Genomic DNA, 16307 nt, shown 5'->3' with positions numbered 1-16307 from the left:
GATAACTTGTCCTTTGAAACTTGAGTAATCAATCTAATCATTCATAAGAATGAAGTCTTCCCCACGCAAATAGACATTCCCTTTTTATCATTTCTTGTTGTCCTACCCAAAAGCATATTGCTTTATCCCTATAAACATTACCATAGTATGATGTATTTCGCCAATTTTAACAATAAAGAGGTCCTTTATTATCTTACATTTCATAAGCAATGAACTTGCTATTTTCATACAACGATTTATATATTATTTTACCATTCTGAATTTTCTAAGTAAACAAGACTATCCTATATTTTTGCGCATAAAAAAGGTTGCCAAATTGGCAACCTCCTCTTCTTACATTACATAAATTCAGCAACAAGCTCATCAAACATTTTCTGATCCATATTTAAATCAGATTTCACTAAAGGCTCTTCACTATAGCCTTTAACAAGTTCTTGATATGATGGTTGCTTAGTATTTTGATAAATTAAACCTGTTACTAAACCGTTATTTTCCATTAACGTTTGCATAGCCATCATACGATTAGATGGATCATATCCCTCTACCGTGCTTAGTTTCGTTAAGTTCTCTTTAAACCAATCGTAAGTATTTACTTTATTGTAAGTAACACATGGGCTAAATACGTTAATTAATGAGAATCCTTTATGGTTAATACCAGCTTCAATAATTTGTGTTAATTCTTTTAAATCACTCGAAAAGCTTTGCGCCACAAATGTCGCACCAGCTGTTAAAGCCATTTCCATTACATTTAGTGATGGTTCAATTGAACCTTGTGGTGTGCTTTTCGTTTTAAATCCAGCTTCACTACGTGGTGAAGTTTGCCCTTTTGTTAATCCGTAAATTTGGTTATCCATTACGATGTACGTAATGTCGATATTACGACGAATAGAATGGATTGTATGTCCCATACCAATCGCAAATCCATCACCATCACCACCTGAAGCGATAACTGTTAAATCACGATTTGCCATTTTCACACCTTGTGCAATCGGAAGGGCACGACCATGAATACTATGCACACCATATGAATTAATATAACCTGAAATACGGCCTGAACAGCCGATACCAGAAATAACAGCAAGTTCATCTGGATTTAAGCCAACGTTAGCTGCTGCACGTTGAATTGCAGCTTGCACTGAGAAGTCTCCGCAACCTGGGCACCAGTTTGGCTTTACACTGTTACGAAAGTCCTTAAATGTTGCCATTTAATACAACCCCTTTTTTGCATTCGTTGTAAATCTCTTTCGGCAAGAATGGGTTTCCATCATATTTTAAAAGACTAGAAATTTTCTCACCATTACCAAGATTCATTTTCATAATGTTAGCAAGCTGACCTGTTGCATTGTTTTCTACTACTACAACACGCTTCGCCTTTTTCACAAGTGGATCGATTTCAGCTGTTGGGAACGGGTGAATTAAACGCACATGAGCATGGTTTACTTTCATACCCTCTTGTTCTAAACGCGTCATTGCCTCTTCGATTGCACCACGAGTTGAGTTAAATCCAACAAGCAATACGTCTGCTTCTTCATGCTTAACATTTTTATAAACAGGGGTATTAAACTTCAAGTTCTCCATTTTACGGAAACGTTTGTCCATTTGATCTTTACGGTTTATTGCTGATTCCGATGGTTTTCCAGTTTCATCATGTTCTACACCTGTAACATGGTGAACACCATTTTTCATACCAGGTAAAACACGCGGTGAAACGCCGTCTTCTGTTACTTCATAACGCTTGAAGTATGCTTTATTTTCACGTTCTGGTAATTCTGCTTCTAAATCAAGCTTACCACGACGAATTTCCACTTTATCTAATTTAAGTGGTTCTACTGTTTGTTTTCCTAACGAAAGCTGTAAATCTGTTAAGAAAATAACAGGAACTTGATATTCTTCAGATAAGTTAAATGCTTCTACAATGTCATAGAAAGCTTCTTCAACTGTACTTGGCGCCATTACGATTTTTGGAATTTCACCATGCGTACCGTAAATCATCGCCATTAAGTCAGACTGTTCTTGCTTCGTTGGTAATCCTGTACTTGGGCCGCCACGTTGTGTATCAACAATTACTAATGGGGTTTCTGTAATACCTGCTAAACCGATTGCTTCCATCATTAATGAAAGACCAGGACCAGCAGATGCCGTTAATGTACGAACACCAGCATAGTTTGCACCGATTGCCATTGTACAAGCTGCGATTTCATCCTCAGTTTGGATTACTGTTCCGCCGACTTTCGGTAATTTTTTAATTAAATATTCCATAATTTCTGATGCAGGTGTGATTGGGTATGCTGACATAAAACGAGCACCACCAGCTACCGCACCAAATGCAATTGCATCGTTTCCAATCATAAACATGCGTTTTTTACCATCAGCTTTTTCAAGCTGCATCATGTTTACTTTCTCACCTAGTAATTCTTTCATATATTGAGAGCCACGTTTAATTGCGTCCATATTCTTTTGAACGACTTGCTCTCCTTTACGACCAAAGATTTCTTCAACAACATCTAAATAAGCTGTTTCATCTAATCCTAATACTGCACTTGATGCTCCAACAGCAACCATGTTTTTCATTAATGATGTGCCTAATTCCGAAGCAATATCTGTAAACGGTATCACATATAGATTTACATCTGTATTGTCAGGTATTGTTGGATTAAATTTCGCATCCGCAACTACAATTCCACCTGGACGTAGTTCGTGGAAATTAAAATCAATTGTTTCTTGGTCAAAAGCAATTAAAATATCTAAATCATCTGAGATCGCTCGTACTTCTGTTGTACTTACACGAATTTTATTATTTGTATGGCCGCCTTTTATACGTGATGAGAAGTGGCGGTAACCGTATAGGTAATATCCTAATCGGTTTAATGCAATACAGAAGATTTCTCCTGTACTTTCAATTCCTTCACCTTGTTGGCCTCCAACTTTCCATGAAAGTTGACTAATCATCTCCTACACCCCTTTTGGCTGCATTCATTGTAGTGTATTTTTTTACAGTAATAGTTTAGCATTTTTTATGCAAATAAACTACAACGGACGCAAATTATGCCTCTTCTGATTTCCCTGAATCTTTAGTATAAAGCTATTTTGTTTTTCATTCTAGTATTAGGTCTTAAAAAAAGCAATAAAATCAAATGAATTAATTTTAATTTTTCTGAATTTTAAGTCAAAATTTAGAAACTCATATGTTCTACAAAATTATCATATAAAAATCGTTCTACAGTAGATGCAGCATAGTGTTTGCAAAGCTCGTTCATTACATTTTCATAATCTCGATACGCTGATACATTTACAACTGTATCTACAATCCCATCAAAATCTGAACCAAACCCTATATTGTTTTCTCCACCTAGCGAGCAAATATATTCGATATGTTTTATTATATCTGTTATATTTGCTTCATTTTCATCCGTTAGGAACTGTGGTACAAAAGTGACACCGATCATGCCATTTTTCTTTATAAGAGCTTTAAGTTGTTCATCATTCAAATTACGTGGGTGCTCACAAAGTTTCATACAATTTGAGTGGGAGGCAATAGGATTTTTTACAATTTCTATCACATCCCAAAAGCTTCTTTCATTCAGATGAGACACATCAGTCCATACATGTAACGTATTAAGTTCTTGTACAACTTGTTTACCAAAAGTCGTTAAACCCGCCCCACGCGTCTCTAGCGCACCATCAGCTAAGAAATTGGCATAGTTCCATGTCAGTCCAAAAGAACGTACTCCTAGGCGATACAACAACCGTAATTTCATTGCATCTTTTCCAATTGCTTCGCATCCTTCTAGTGTTAATATCGCTCCAACCTCGTCCTGTTTTAACACGTTAATATCATCTTTTGTCTGAATAAACTTTACACCTGGTAGGGATAAAATTTCATTATAAAAAATATCCACCATTTGTAATGCTACTTCAAATCGGTTTTCATATGCCACTGTTTCTGGCACATATATAGCAAAACATTGTATACTTCCTTTTCTTCTCTTTAACTGTTCAAATGTAATATGTAATTTTGAATCATCTTTAAAATTCCTTTTCCCTTGTGCACTCCATAACTGAAGAAGCACGTCACAATGAGCATCAAAAATTTTCATTTTCATTCCTCCATTATAAAAACAACCTGTTTGCATACTGCAAACAGGTTGTTTAAACTTAACGAGGTTCTACAATTAATTTTATTGCTGTACGCTCTTCGCCATCAATCATAATATCTGTAAACGCTGGGATACAAATCAGGTCCAAACCACTAGGCGCTACAAATCCTCTTGCGATTGCTACTGCCTTTACAGCTTGGTTCAATGCACCTGCACCAATAGCTTGAATTTCTGCTGTTCCGCGTTCGCGAATAACACCTGCAAGTGCACCAGCTACAGAATTAGGGACCGACGTTGCTTTAACTTTTAATATTTCCATTCCGCGTTTCCTCCTCGTTTCTTTAAAAAGTATTAGCAATTATTTCACTTTAACTTATATTCACGAGGAATGGCGCGTATTCCTGCTAAATTTTCGTAATTTTTCTAAAAAATTAAAATATAATAACTTATCTAAAATTTAACGAAAATTTACTCAAAAAATGGTTGATCGTCATTAATTAAAATACGTTCAATTTTCTTTGCTTTTCCTGTATTTGGATCCACATCAATTAACACTGCACTTAATTGCGTTCTACCATTTGTTACTTCAAATCGTACTGGTAAGTTTGTTAAAAACTTCTTCAATACTGCTTCTCTGTCCATACCTAATATTCCGTCATACGGCCCTGTCATCCCAACATCTGTAATGTATGCCGTTCCGCTTGGTAAAATACGGTTATCCGCTGTAGGGACATGCGTATGCGTACCTACTACTGCTGTAGCACGTCCATCTACATACCAACCTAGCGCTTGTTTTTCACTTGTAGTCTCCGCATGGAAATCAACAAATATAATATTCGTACGCTTTTTCGCAATATTAATTAATTCATCCACTTTACGGAATGGACAATCAATTGGAGGAAGGAAAGTACGTCCTTGTAAGTTAATAACTGCAACTTCTGTTCCATTACAGTTCACAAATATAAGTCCTTTTCCTGGAGTTCCTTCTGGGAAGTTTGCTGGTCTTGCAAGATATTTTGCATCATCGATGAATTCAAATACTTCACGATTATCCCAAGCGTGGTTTCCAAGTGTAACTGCCTGCGCCCCACACTCTAAAAAGTTTCGATATATTTTTTCTGTAATCCCACGGCCACCTGCTGCGTTTTCTCCATTAATGATTGTTACTGTAGGTGTATATTTTTTCTTTAATGCCGGTACGTATTGTTGAATCATACCTCTACCAGGAGATCCTACTACATCCCCAACAAATAATATTCTCATATGTCTTACCCTTTCTATGTACTGCATTTTTTATTGCTATAGCATCAAGTAAATTCCTTATAATATCTTTATTATAAGTTTGTTTCACTTTTATGCTATATAACTAACTGTCTTTATTTTATCCAATTCCAACACAAAAAAATAAAGTGGTGTTTCACCACTTTATTTTGCGTATTCCACTGCACGCGTTTCACGAATAACAGTTACTTTAATATGTCCTGGGTAATCCAGTTCATTTTCAATACGTTTTCGGATATCACGAGCTAAACGATGAGCTTCTAAGTCATCGATTGTATCTGGTTTTACCAAAATACGAACTTCACGTCCTGCTTGAATTGCAAATGATTTTTCAACGCCTTCATAAGACTCTGAAATCTCTTCTAACTTTTCAAGACGACGAATATAGTTTTCAAGTGTTTCACTACGAGCTCCCGGTCTTGCAGCTGATAAAGCATCTGCTGCTGCAACTAAAACTGCAATGATAGAAGTTGGTTCTGTGTCACCATGGTGAGATGCGATACTGTTTATAACTACAGGATGCTCTTTGTATTTCGTTGCGAGTTCAACACCAATTTCAACGTGGCTACCTTCTACTTCATGGTCTATCGCTTTTCCGATATCATGTAATAGACCAGCACGTCTTGCTAGTTTTTCATCCTCGCCAAGCTCTGCCGCCATAAGTCCAGTTAAATATGCAACTTCCATAGAGTGTTTTAAGACGTTTTGACCATAACTTGTACGGTATTTTAAACGGCCTAAAATTTTAATTAAATCTGGATGTAATCCGTGAACACCCACTTCAAACGTTGTTTGCTCTCCGACTTCGCGAATATACTCGTCCACTTCACGTCTTGATTTTTCGACCATCTCTTCAATACGCGCTGGGTGAATACGTCCGTCCTGTACTAGTTTATCAAGAGCGATACGAGCTGTTTCACGACGAATTGGGTCGAATCCAGAAAGGATTACCGCCTCTGGTGTATCATCGATAATTAAGTCAATACCCGTTAACGTTTCTAACGTACGAATATTACGACCTTCACGCCCGATAATACGTCCCTTCATTTCGTCATTTGGAAGATTTACAACCGAAACGGTTGTTTCAGCAACATGATCAGCTGCACATCTTTGCATTGCAAGAGATAAAATCTCTTTTGCTTTCTTATCCGCTTCTTCTTTCGCGCGAACTTCACTTTCTTTTACCATAACAGCGATTTCATGAGAAACTTCATTTTCTACTTTACCAAGAATAATTGCTTTCGCTTGTTCGCGTGTCAGATTGGAAATGCGCTCTAATTCCGTTTGTTGCTTTTGAACTAACTCTCCCACTTTGCTTTCCAACTCTTCAATCTGTTGTTGTCTCGCTACAAGAGAATCCTCTTTCTTCTCTAACTGCTGCTCGCGTTTATCGAGCGTTTCGTCTTTACGATCAAGGTTCTCTTCTTTTTGCATTAAACGATTTTCTTGTTTTTGTAATTCGCTTCTACGGTCACGAATTTCTAATTCAGCTTCTGTACGAAGTGTATGAATTTCATCCTTTGCTTCTAAAAGCGCTTCTTTCTTAAGTGCTTCAGCCTCACGATTCGCTTCGTCTAGAATACGTTTCGCTTCATTAGCCGCACCATTAATCTTCGCTTCAGCAATAGACTTTCGAACAAAAAAGCCAACAACTGCACCGACTGTTGTTGCAAGCAAAATGGAGATGAGTATCCAAACTGTACTACTCATGATTTCACCTCCCCTTGCTATGAATGAAAAAAGACTGTCGGCATGTACATTAAATTACAACATACAGCAAAGACCGTCGTCCCGCTTTTTTAAGGGACTTTCTTCATTTCACAATTAAAATGTCATATTATTATTTCGGTAAGATTTAAACCTTACTCCGAATATTACTTCTCTTCTTGAGAAGAGTATATCGTATATAAGAAAAAATATACATTCTCATTGTATCTATCGTAATTTTCATTGTCAAGCGTTGTCTACTTTTACTTTCTTTACCTCCAGCCTTGAATGTGATGTAAATTTAAAAAGTAAGGAGCCTACTATACTGGAAAACCTTAGTAATTGCAATTTCTTTTCCTTAAAATATTTAAATATCCCTCTTTACACAACCCATTTGAAGTAAAAAAATATTTTTATCAATAGTATTATGCTCCTTAATAGTAGATAAAAAAATAAAAGACACGAGGCCGTGTCTTTTATTTTTTAATCAAGAAGAGTTGAATCTTCTGCGCCCTCAGCACCAGAATCTTCACTAATTCCGTGATGCTCACGAATAAAGAAGGCAATTTCTTCTCTTAAATCTGTATTTTCTTTTAAGAACTGCTTCGAATTTTCACGACCTTGTCCTAGGCGTTCTTCATTATAAGAATACCAAGCACCGCTCTTTTGAACGATATCAAGCTCAGAAGCCATATCCAAGATTTCCCCTTCTCTTGAAATACCTTCTCCGTACATAATATCAACTTCCGCAACACGGAATGGTGGTGCTACTTTATTTTTCACTACTTTTACTTTTGTTTTATTACCAACGATGTCGTTACCTTGCTTTAATTGCTCCGCACGACGCACTTCAAGACGTACAGTTGAATAGAATTTCAACGCACGACCACCTGGAGTTGTTTCTGGGTTTCCGAACATAACCCCAACTTTTTCACGAATTTGGTTAATAAAGATTGCAATTGTTTTTGATTTGTTGATTGCTCCTGAAAGCTTACGCAGTGCTTGTGACATTAAACGTGCTTGTAAGCCTACATGTGAGTCACCCATGTCGCCTTCAATCTCTGCTTTCGGTACAAGAGCTGCTACAGAGTCAATTACGATAATGTCAACCGCACCACTTCGTACAAGTGCTTCCGCGATTTCTAATCCTTGCTCCCCTGTATCAGGCTGTGATAATAGTAATTCATCTATGTTAACGCCTAATTTTTGTGCATATACAGGATCCATTGCGTGCTCCGCATCGATGAATGCTGCTTGTCCACCTTGACGTTGTACTTCTGCAATTGCATGTAATGAAACTGTCGTTTTACCTGAACTTTCAGGTCCGTAAATTTCGATAATACGGCCACGTGGATATCCGCCTACTCCTAGTGCCACATCAAGTGCTAAAGAACCACTAGAAACCGTAGAAACTCTACGCTCTGCTTGTTCTCCTAATTTCATAATTGAACCTTTACCGAATTGCTTCTCTATTTGTTTTAACGCCATATCTAACGCTGCTTGACGATCACTCATTCAAAATTCCTCCTTAACTGAATTGCTAATCTTATTATACCTATTTTCAATTCAATTTGCCAACAAAATCGAACATTTATTCGATTTTTTTATTTTCTATCAAATAATATCTAAATTTAAACGTAAAAAAAGCTAGAAGAAACTTATATCTCTTCTAACTTTTTATATAAATGATAAAATCCATATTTTGCTGTTCGTTCTCTAATTTGTTGACGACTTCCGCTTAAATTAAGAGGAAAGACTACAGTTGGTTCATCCTTAATCGAAAGCCCAACAAATACTGTTCCTGGTTCTTTCTGTTCTGAAGCATCTGGCCCTGCTACCCCAGTGAAACTAATTCCTATATCCGCTTTTAATACATCCTTAACATTTTCAGCAAGATAACGAGCACATTCTTTACTAACTGCACCATCAGTATGCAATACTTCTTCAGGCACACGTAAAACATGTTGCTTCACATCATTATGATAACAAATGACACCGCCTTTAAATACAGAAGAAACACCAGCGTTTTCAGTTACTTGATTTCCAAAAAAACCACCTGTTAAACTTTCTGCGCACGCTAAAGTTAACCCTTTTCTCTTCAATAACTCGATTGCCTTATAATGCAAAAATTCTTGGTCATATCCGTAGAAAAATTCTCCTACTCTTTCTAAAATCAAATCTTCCACATGTTGAATTAGTTTCTCCGCTTCGCTAACATTTTGATGCTTAGCGGTTAAACGTAATGTCACTTCTCCATCATTTGCTAACGGGGCAATTGTTGGGTTTGTTTGTCCATCAATTAAATCTTGAACTTTCACCTCTAATTGGGACTCCCCAATACCAAAGAAACGAAGCACACGAGAATAAATGTTTTCTCCTGTTGTAAAATTACGTAAAAAAGGCTCTACGTAACTTACATACATTGGTTTCATTTCTTTTGGCGGCCCTGGTAATAAAATATAAACTTTTCCGTTCTTATTTACCCCCATACCTGGCGCCATACCGTGGTCATTTGCAAATACTGTTGCTCCATTTAAAACGAGCGCTTGCTTTTTATTATTCTCCGTAAATTCACGGCCTGTACGCTTAAAGTAATTACTTATTAAGGCTAATGCCTTTTCATCATACACAAGCTCTTCATCTAAACTAGTAGCTATCGTTTCTTTCGTTAAATCATCTTTTGTCGGTCCTAATCCACCTGTAAAAATAAGTATATCAGCACGTTCTTCCGCAGCTTCAATCGCCTTTTGCAGTCGCTTATTATTATCACCAACAACAGTATGATAGTACACGTTAATTCCGATTGAAGCTAACTTTTCAGATAAAAACTGGGCGTTTGTATTTGCAATTTGTCCAAGTAATAATTCAGTTCCAACCGCAATAATCTCAGCATTCATCCCAATTCCCCCATAAACTTCTATTTTGAGTTTACAAAAGCAGCTCTATTTTTCCAGAAATAATCCCATCCTGAAATAACAGTAAAGATTAATGCAATCCATATGAAGATATCCGCAACTGGAATATGGATTAAATTTAAAGGTACATCGTGTAATAAATATGCTGCAATCGCAATAATTTGTGTCCATGTCTTAATTTTCCCTAGCTGGTTTGCTGCAACTACTTCCCCTGTTCCAGCAAGTACAAGACGTAAACCAGTTACTGCAAACTCACGACTGATAATTACAATAACAATCCAAGCCGGTACATATTGCATCTCTACCAATGTAATAAGTGCTGCCGAAACAAGTAATTTATCAGCTAACGGGTCAAGAAACTTCCCTAAATTCGTTACAAGATTATACTTTCTTGCATAATGTCCATCAATCCAATCTGTAGCTGAAGCAATGATAAAGATAAGCGCCCCCACTAAATGTTGAATTGGCAAATTAACATCACCAATTTTATATGAACCCCAATCAAAGGGTGCTAACATAATTACCATAAAAATTGGAATTAAGAAGATTCTAGATATTGTAATTTTATTTGGTAAATTCACAGCTATTCCTCCATCATATCAAAAACATTTGTTCATCGAAAAAAAGTCATCGAAGCGATGACTGTTATTGTGCAGGTTGCTCTATCCCTTGGTTTTTTATCACCAATCTTTGGTGAAGTTCTTTTTCTGGATCCAATGGATAAGCGACCACTTGGCCATTCAGTTTAACTTCAACATTCGTTGCATTTCCAATATTAAGTCGCACTTCTTTTAATGTTGATACATCACGTTTTTCTATTTGGCCCTCTTGTACTGTAGCGTTTAGAATCACATTCCCAGCATCATCTTTAACATCTACATAACTCGCACCTTTACCCGATAATTCCAGTTCTAATGTTTTATTATTATGAATTTCCAAAGTAGATACCTTTCCAGTTGTTCCAACTACTTTCACTTCTTGCTGTCCAGTTGGTTGTGCTGGTTGCTCCTCTTTCTTTGGTTCTTCTTTTTTTGATTCCTCTTTTTTTGGCTCTTCCGCTTTCGCTTCATCTTTCTTCGTATCTAACGGAGAATCTTTCGCTTTTTGAACTTCAATTTTCTCACTTTGAGCGCTTGGAACTTTTTCATCATCTTTTCCAGTTAACGCTTGAAACACAAACCAGATTACCACTCCAACTGCGATTACTAACAGCGCAACTAAGATTTTCGGCATGTGATCTGCAATTGGCCATGATGAAGATTTTTGCATTGTTTCTTGTGTTTTTTGTCCCGTTGATACTTGTGGAACTTCACGCCTTTCAGATTGTGGTATCGTACTCTGATGTTCTACAAGCAGTTCCTCTCCATTTAATCCAACCGCATCTGCGTATTGTTTAATGAATGCACGCGCATAAAAAGCTCCTGGCAATACATCATAATTGCCTTCTTCAATTGCCACTAAATGGCGTTTTTGAATTTTTGTAATCTCATGCAGCTGATCAATAGACAAGCCTTTCGCTTCTCTTGCTTCTTTCAGCTTTTGTCCCAATTCCGTCACTACTAACACCTCAATATTTCTTTAAAAGTCAAACATAGAGAAATTATTTTGCGTACCTTGCTCAATTTCATCTACTAAATTATATTGAATTTCTTCATCATAATCGTTACGCAACTCGATAATATAATCAAAATCATCCAATGTGTATTCTGACTGACTCACAAATACATCAGGATGTTCTACAACTTTCGTTGCAGGCAATCTCATAATTTCACGAACGAGCTGCCAATGTCTTTCGTTAGCACGCTTCGTTGACACAATTCCATCTAGGATGAAAATATTGTCATCGCTATACTCATCTTCAATTAATTGACTACGAACAGTTTGCTTAATAAGAGTAGATGATACAAATAACCACCTTTTATTTGCACAAACACTTGCAGCAACAATGGATTCTGTTTTTCCGACACGAGGCATTCCTCGTATACCAATTAGTTTATGACCTTCTTTTTTCATTATTTCAGCCATAAAGTCTACAAGTAACCCTAATTCATCACGCACAAACCGAAATGTCTTCTTATCATCTGCATCTCGTTGTATGTACCTACCATGTCTAACCGCTAGCTTATCTCTTAGCTTTGGCGGACGATATTTCGTTACCGTTATGTTATCCATCGTATTTAAAATTGATTCAAGTCTAGAGATTTGCTCTTGATTATCACACATAAGGAGTAATCCACGTCGTGCATTATCTACACCATTAATTGTGACAATATTAATGCCAAGCATACCGATTAACGAAGAAACGTCACCAAGCAAGCCAGGTCGGTTTTTATGTATTTCATATTCAAAATACCATTCAATCATCCAAGATCACTCCCCTTGCTTACTTTACACCTACGTACTATATTATATGATTTCACCTTAATAGGGAAGCTAAATGTATAATCTATCCCTTTCAATTATTATGCAAAAAAAATAGAGAGGAGATTCTCCTCTCTATTTTTTACTTATGTTGTACAAACTTTACCATTAAGTTTGCGATTGTATGTTGCTCTTGTTCGTCAGCAACTTTCCAAAGTTCAGCTAATAATTTCTCTTGATCGTTGCGTGCTTCTACTTCATTTGCTAAATAATCACCAACACGAAATGCCATATCTGATACAGCACCACCATCAAGACCTTTTCCTTGCGCTTGTTCTAAACGTTCTCCTAAAAAGCTCTTCCATTGATCAAAATTATCTAAAACTGACATGTGTAAGCACCTCACTACTTAGTAATAGAATCATGCTTAATTTGTACAGTTTTTCATTTTTTATGTAAGAAATTTTTAGCAATGCCACCCGCCATTTACTCCGATAATTTGTCCTGTTATATAAGCTGCACCTGATGATACGAGAAATGACACAGTTTTTGCTACTTCTTCTGGTAATCCTAATCGTCCTAACGGAATCTCTTCCGCAATTTCATTCTTATCCTCTTCTGAAAATACATTTAACATTTCCGTTTCAATTGCACCTGGCGCCACCGCGTTCACTCTTATTCCACTTAATGAAACTTCTTTTGCTAAAGCTTTCACATATGAATTTTGCGCACCTTTTACCATCGAGTAAAGCACTTCACATGACGCTCCAATTTGTCCCCATATAGACGAAACAAGTAAAATATTACCGCCTCTCCGTTGAATCATAGATGGCAATGCCATCGATAATAATTTATAGATACTCTTCACTTGAAGTTCTACCATATCATTCAATTCATCGTTCGTTACATCTGTTACGAGTCCAAAAATACTCTTCCCAGCTGCATATACGATAACATCAAGAGGATGTTCAATTTGTTTCCACAATTGCTCTGCCCCATCAGTAGAAACTAAATTCGCTTGAACAGGAATTACTTCACCCCATTCTTTCTGCAACTCATTCACTTTCTCTTCACTGTTATTATAATGAACATATACTGTATATCCATCTTGAATTAATTGTTTCGAAATAGCAGAGCCAATCCCTCCGCTTCCTCCAGTTACTAATGCATACTTTTTCATACAATTCCTCTCTTATCTCAAAAAAATCTTTTCCCTACAAATAAATAATACCCTCATCTTACAATTTATCAATGATAAGATGAGGGTATTGTTATGAAACCTTTTATTTTTTAGGTAAAACTTGGCAAACACTCATTTTCTCTTCTGATAATAGTAATTGAGCTACTTCTTGTAAATCTTGAACCGTTAGACTTTCTAATACAGTCAATGCATCAAACAGACTCGATTCATTAAACGCATATCGTGTAAATTGATTTGCAATATATTCCGGTGAATTCAAGGAACGTAAAAAGCCACCTATTTTCTTTTTCTTCACTCGTTCTAATGCCGCCTCATCTAATTGATCATAATTTGTGTTTAATAAAATACCTTTCAAACGCTCTTCCAGCTCATCAGGTTGCTTCGTATCGCCGCCAACCATTGCAAAACCGAAGTTATTCTCTTCTGTATAATCATACGAGAACGAATCATCAATGAGCCCTTCGTTATATAAAGATTCGTAATGAACGGAGCTTTTCCCAAATAAATAATCTAAAAGTAACGTAAGCGCAATTTCTTGTTTTAAAAGAGCTTCCCCTTTTTCTTTTAAGTTTGTCGCTTTAATACCAACTAAACATTTCGGAGTTTGTACAGGCATTGAAATAATTTTCTTCTTTTCATTTACCTCATCTGGTTCTTCTTCGAATGAACGTACTATTTCTGGTTGGTTTTTATAATCTTTCTTCGCTTGATTTTCACGTATCAAATCCATCGTTTTTTCTGGATCAATTGCACCTACAACAAACATTAACATATTGCTTGGATGATAAAACGTTTCATAACATTCATATAGTAGGTCTTTCGTAATTTTACTAATAGACTCAATCGTCCCTGCAATATCAATTTTAATCGGGTGCTTTACAAACAAGCTATCAATTAATCCAAAATATAAGCGCCAATCTGGATTATCTTGATACATTTGAATTTCTTGCCCAATAATACCCTTCTCTTTTTCAACGGTTTTTTCAGAGAAGTAAGGCTCTTGTACAAAGTTTAACAATGTATTTAAATTTTGTTCTACATTTGATGTACATGAGAAAAGGTAAGCTGTTCTTGTGAAAGATGTGAAAGCATTTGCCGATGCCCCTTGTTTACTAAACAATTGGAAAGCATCGTGATCTTCTTTTTCAAATAATTTATGCTCAAGAAAATGTGCAATTCCATCAGGCACACGAATCATTTCTTCTTTCCCTAATGGTATAAATGTATTATCTACAGAACCATATTTCGTCGTAAACGTCGCAAATGTTTTATTAAATCCTTGTTTCGGTAAAACATATACATCTAATCCATTAGGAAGTTTTTCATAATAGAGTGTTTCTTTTAATTGTTCATAAACAATTTTCTCCATTTACTCTCCCTCCGTTCCTTGTAAAAAGTAAATTGTATCTAGTTCAATATTTTTAGCAACTTTTACAATTTCTTGTTTTGTCACACTTTCTATACCGGTAAGCCATTCTTCAACTGGACGTGTACGATCTGAAATAATACCATGATATAGCATTTCTACAAAACCACGTGGTGTATCAATTGCCTCTAATATTTGATTTTGGATGACACTTTTTGTTTGATGTATTTCTTCTTCAGAAAACTCTCCGTTTTGCATCGCAAGCATTTGTTCTTTAATAATCTCAACTGCTTTTTCATAATTTTTCGCTTCGATTCCTGACATAACAAATAATAAACCTTTATGACTTTCAAAGCGCGATGCTGCATAGTACGCTAAACTATTTTTTTCACGCACATTTACGAATAACTTCGAATGAGAAAAGCCACCAAACAATCCATTGAACAATTGCAATGCAAAATAATCTTCATCTTTATATGTGACAAATGTACGATAACCGATGTGTAATTTACTTTGTTTTAATTCTTGTTTTTCAACAACTTCTTTTTCTTCATTATTTCGTCTATGAAGGAGTACATTTCTTTCTCTCACTGGACGAGCTGAAATAGAAAAATACTTACTTACAAGATCAACGGCGTTTTCTGAAATATCACCAATAATATATAAATCCATTTCATCTTCCGCTAGCACCTTTTGATAATATTGATACAGACTTTCATTTGTAATAGACGTAACACTCTCTTTTTTTCCATTTGCACTTAAACGATACGGTTCTACTTTGCACATTTCTTCAATTAAACGCTCGTTTGCATAACGCATTTTATCATCATAAGTAGCTTCAATTCTCTGTAACAGTGCTCTTTTTTCACTTTCTACGATAGAAGATAGGAAACCGTTCTCCTCCGTTGCTGGATGTAACACGATATCTGACAACATAGAAAGCGCTTTTTCAAATAACGGTGGTGCATCATGTAAATAAACTTCATTTGCAATGTCTACATAAATGGAGATAATATGGTCTTCCCCTTTTTTACTTACATCTACCGCTAAAGAAGATCCGTATAATTCTTCTAAATATTGACGAAGACGAATTACAGAAGGTAATTTTTCTGTCGCACTTTGCAATACGTATGGCAATAGGGCACGCTCTGTCACCGTCTCCTCATTTAAAGGCGCTTTAAAACGAAATACAAAGGTATTCGTTTTATATTTATCAGTCGGAATAATATGTACGCGCAAACCACCTAACTCATGTAGTTGTTGTTCCATTAGTTTCATTTATAGCCCTCCTTTACGTATATAGGAATATTCCTCTTCAATATACAGTTTTTAGAAATGAAAAATCAACTTTTCTTCCTCACTATACTTACATAAGGCCC

Annotated in this window: 15 protein-coding genes; all 15 read right to left on the bottom strand. The window is 36.1% G+C overall.

Annotated features, from left to right (window positions below; all coding sequences use genetic code 11):
- Positions 1-338 precede the first annotated feature (338 nt).
- Complete coding sequence (locus tag AC0OM3_RS05380; protein WP_000190155.1) at positions 339-1205, bottom strand: 2-oxoacid:ferredoxin oxidoreductase subunit beta; 867 nt, start codon at positions 1203-1205, stop codon at positions 339-341.
- Complete coding sequence (locus AC0OM3_RS05375) at positions 1192-2949, bottom strand: 2-oxoacid:acceptor oxidoreductase subunit alpha (protein ID WP_000625417.1); 1758 nt, start codon at positions 2947-2949, stop codon at positions 1192-1194. Before AC0OM3_RS05375 ends, AC0OM3_RS05380 begins: the two co-directional genes overlap by 14 nt.
- A 224-nt stretch (positions 2950-3173) precedes the next feature.
- Complete coding sequence (locus tag AC0OM3_RS05370) at positions 3174-4097, bottom strand: dipeptidase (protein ID WP_474211158.1); 924 nt, start codon at positions 4095-4097, stop codon at positions 3174-3176.
- Positions 4098-4155: 58 nt separating this feature from the next.
- On the bottom strand, positions 4156-4416 hold the full coding sequence (gene spoVS, locus AC0OM3_RS05365; protein ID WP_000404341.1) for a stage V sporulation protein SpoVS: 261 nt from the start codon (positions 4414-4416) through the stop codon (positions 4156-4158).
- Between the two features lie 149 nt (positions 4417-4565).
- Positions 4566-5360 (bottom strand): TIGR00282 family metallophosphoesterase, encoded by a 795-nt coding sequence (locus tag AC0OM3_RS05360; protein ID WP_001221095.1) that lies wholly within the window; start codon positions 5358-5360, stop codon positions 4566-4568.
- 162 nt (positions 5361-5522) lie between these two features.
- Entirely contained in the window at positions 5523-7088 is a 1566-nt protein-coding gene (gene rny / locus AC0OM3_RS05355) for a ribonuclease Y (protein ID WP_000099769.1), read from the bottom strand.
- 480 nt (positions 7089-7568) lie between these two features.
- The gene (recA, locus tag AC0OM3_RS05350) at positions 7569-8600 is read right to left on the bottom strand and encodes a recombinase RecA (protein ID WP_001283860.1); all 1032 of its coding nucleotides are present in this window, start codon (positions 8598-8600) and stop codon (positions 7569-7571) included.
- Between the two features lie 143 nt (positions 8601-8743).
- Positions 8744-9982 (bottom strand): competence/damage-inducible protein CinA, encoded by a 1239-nt coding sequence (cinA, locus tag AC0OM3_RS05345; protein ID WP_000990698.1) that lies wholly within the window; start codon positions 9980-9982, stop codon positions 8744-8746.
- A 20-nt stretch (positions 9983-10002) separates the two neighbouring features.
- Positions 10003-10581 carry a CDP-diacylglycerol--glycerol-3-phosphate 3-phosphatidyltransferase gene (gene pgsA, locus AC0OM3_RS05340; protein WP_001052968.1) on the bottom strand — a complete coding sequence of 193 codons (579 nt, stop codon included), beginning with the start codon at positions 10579-10581 and terminating at the stop codon, positions 10003-10005.
- 64 nt (positions 10582-10645) lie between these two features.
- Positions 10646-11557, bottom strand: a complete 912-nt coding sequence (locus AC0OM3_RS05335) for a helix-turn-helix domain-containing protein (protein WP_474211222.1) — start codon at positions 11555-11557, stop codon at positions 10646-10648.
- A 21-nt stretch (positions 11558-11578) separates the two neighbouring features.
- Positions 11579-12364, bottom strand: coding sequence for a DUF3388 domain-containing protein (locus tag AC0OM3_RS05330; RefSeq protein WP_000574107.1), 786 nt, complete (start codon positions 12362-12364; stop codon positions 11579-11581).
- Between the two features lie 139 nt (positions 12365-12503).
- The gene (locus AC0OM3_RS05325; protein ID WP_000114454.1) at positions 12504-12752 is read right to left on the bottom strand and encodes a DUF3243 domain-containing protein; all 249 of its coding nucleotides are present in this window, start codon (positions 12750-12752) and stop codon (positions 12504-12506) included.
- A 75-nt stretch (positions 12753-12827) separates the two neighbouring features.
- Positions 12828-13541, bottom strand: coding sequence for an elongation factor P 5-aminopentanone reductase (gene ymfI, locus AC0OM3_RS05320; protein ID WP_474211157.1), 714 nt, complete (start codon positions 13539-13541; stop codon positions 12828-12830).
- A gap of 103 nt (positions 13542-13644) precedes the next feature.
- Positions 13645-14931, bottom strand: coding sequence for an EF-P 5-aminopentanol modification-associated protein YfmH (gene yfmH / locus AC0OM3_RS05315; RefSeq protein ID WP_000411968.1), 1287 nt, complete (start codon positions 14929-14931; stop codon positions 13645-13647).
- Positions 14932-16206, bottom strand: a complete 1275-nt coding sequence (gene yfmF / locus AC0OM3_RS05310; RefSeq protein ID WP_000772411.1) for an EF-P 5-aminopentanol modification-associated protein YfmF — start codon at positions 16204-16206, stop codon at positions 14932-14934.
- Positions 16207-16307: the final 101 nt, after the last annotated feature.

This window comes from Bacillus sp. FAU20 (genome assembly GCF_056033865.1).
This window is presented reverse-complemented; position numbering and strand designations above follow the sequence as displayed.

What these genes read in the sequence shown, in the direction of transcription:
- AC0OM3_RS05325 (WP_000114454.1), bottom strand. Translation starts at nt 12,752, where the DNA reads ATGTCAGTTTTAGATAATTTTGATCAATGGAAGAGCTTTTTAGGAGAA.
- yfmH (WP_000411968.1), bottom strand. Translation starts at nt 14,931, where the DNA reads ATGGAGAAAATTGTTTATGAACAATTAAAAGAAACACTCTATTATGAA.
- recA (WP_001283860.1), bottom strand. Translation starts at nt 8,600, where the DNA reads ATGAGTGATCGTCAAGCAGCGTTAGATATGGCGTTAAAACAAATAGAG.
- AC0OM3_RS05375 (WP_000625417.1), bottom strand. Translation starts at nt 2,949, where the DNA reads ATGATTAGTCAACTTTCATGGAAAGTTGGAGGCCAACAAGGTGAAGGA.
- AC0OM3_RS05360 (WP_001221095.1), bottom strand. Translation starts at nt 5,360, where the DNA reads ATGAGAATATTATTTGTTGGGGATGTAGTAGGATCTCCTGGTAGAGGT.
- spoVS (WP_000404341.1), bottom strand. Translation starts at nt 4,416, where the DNA reads ATGGAAATATTAAAAGTTAAAGCAACGTCGGTCCCTAATTCTGTAGCT.
- cinA (WP_000990698.1), bottom strand. Translation starts at nt 9,982, where the DNA reads ATGAATGCTGAGATTATTGCGGTTGGAACTGAATTATTACTTGGACAA.
- AC0OM3_RS05370 (WP_474211158.1), bottom strand. Translation starts at nt 4,097, where the DNA reads ATGAAAATTTTTGATGCTCATTGTGACGTGCTTCTTCAGTTATGGAGT.
- AC0OM3_RS05380 (WP_000190155.1), bottom strand. Translation starts at nt 1,205, where the DNA reads ATGGCAACATTTAAGGACTTTCGTAACAGTGTAAAGCCAAACTGGTGC.
- AC0OM3_RS05330 (WP_000574107.1), bottom strand. Translation starts at nt 12,364, where the DNA reads ATGATTGAATGGTATTTTGAATATGAAATACATAAAAACCGACCTGGC.
- ymfI (WP_474211157.1), bottom strand. Translation starts at nt 13,541, where the DNA reads ATGAAAAAGTATGCATTAGTAACTGGAGGAAGCGGAGGGATTGGCTCT.
- rny (WP_000099769.1), bottom strand. Translation starts at nt 7,088, where the DNA reads ATGAGTAGTACAGTTTGGATACTCATCTCCATTTTGCTTGCAACAACA.
- yfmF (WP_000772411.1), bottom strand. Translation starts at nt 16,206, where the DNA reads ATGAAACTAATGGAACAACAACTACATGAGTTAGGTGGTTTGCGCGTA.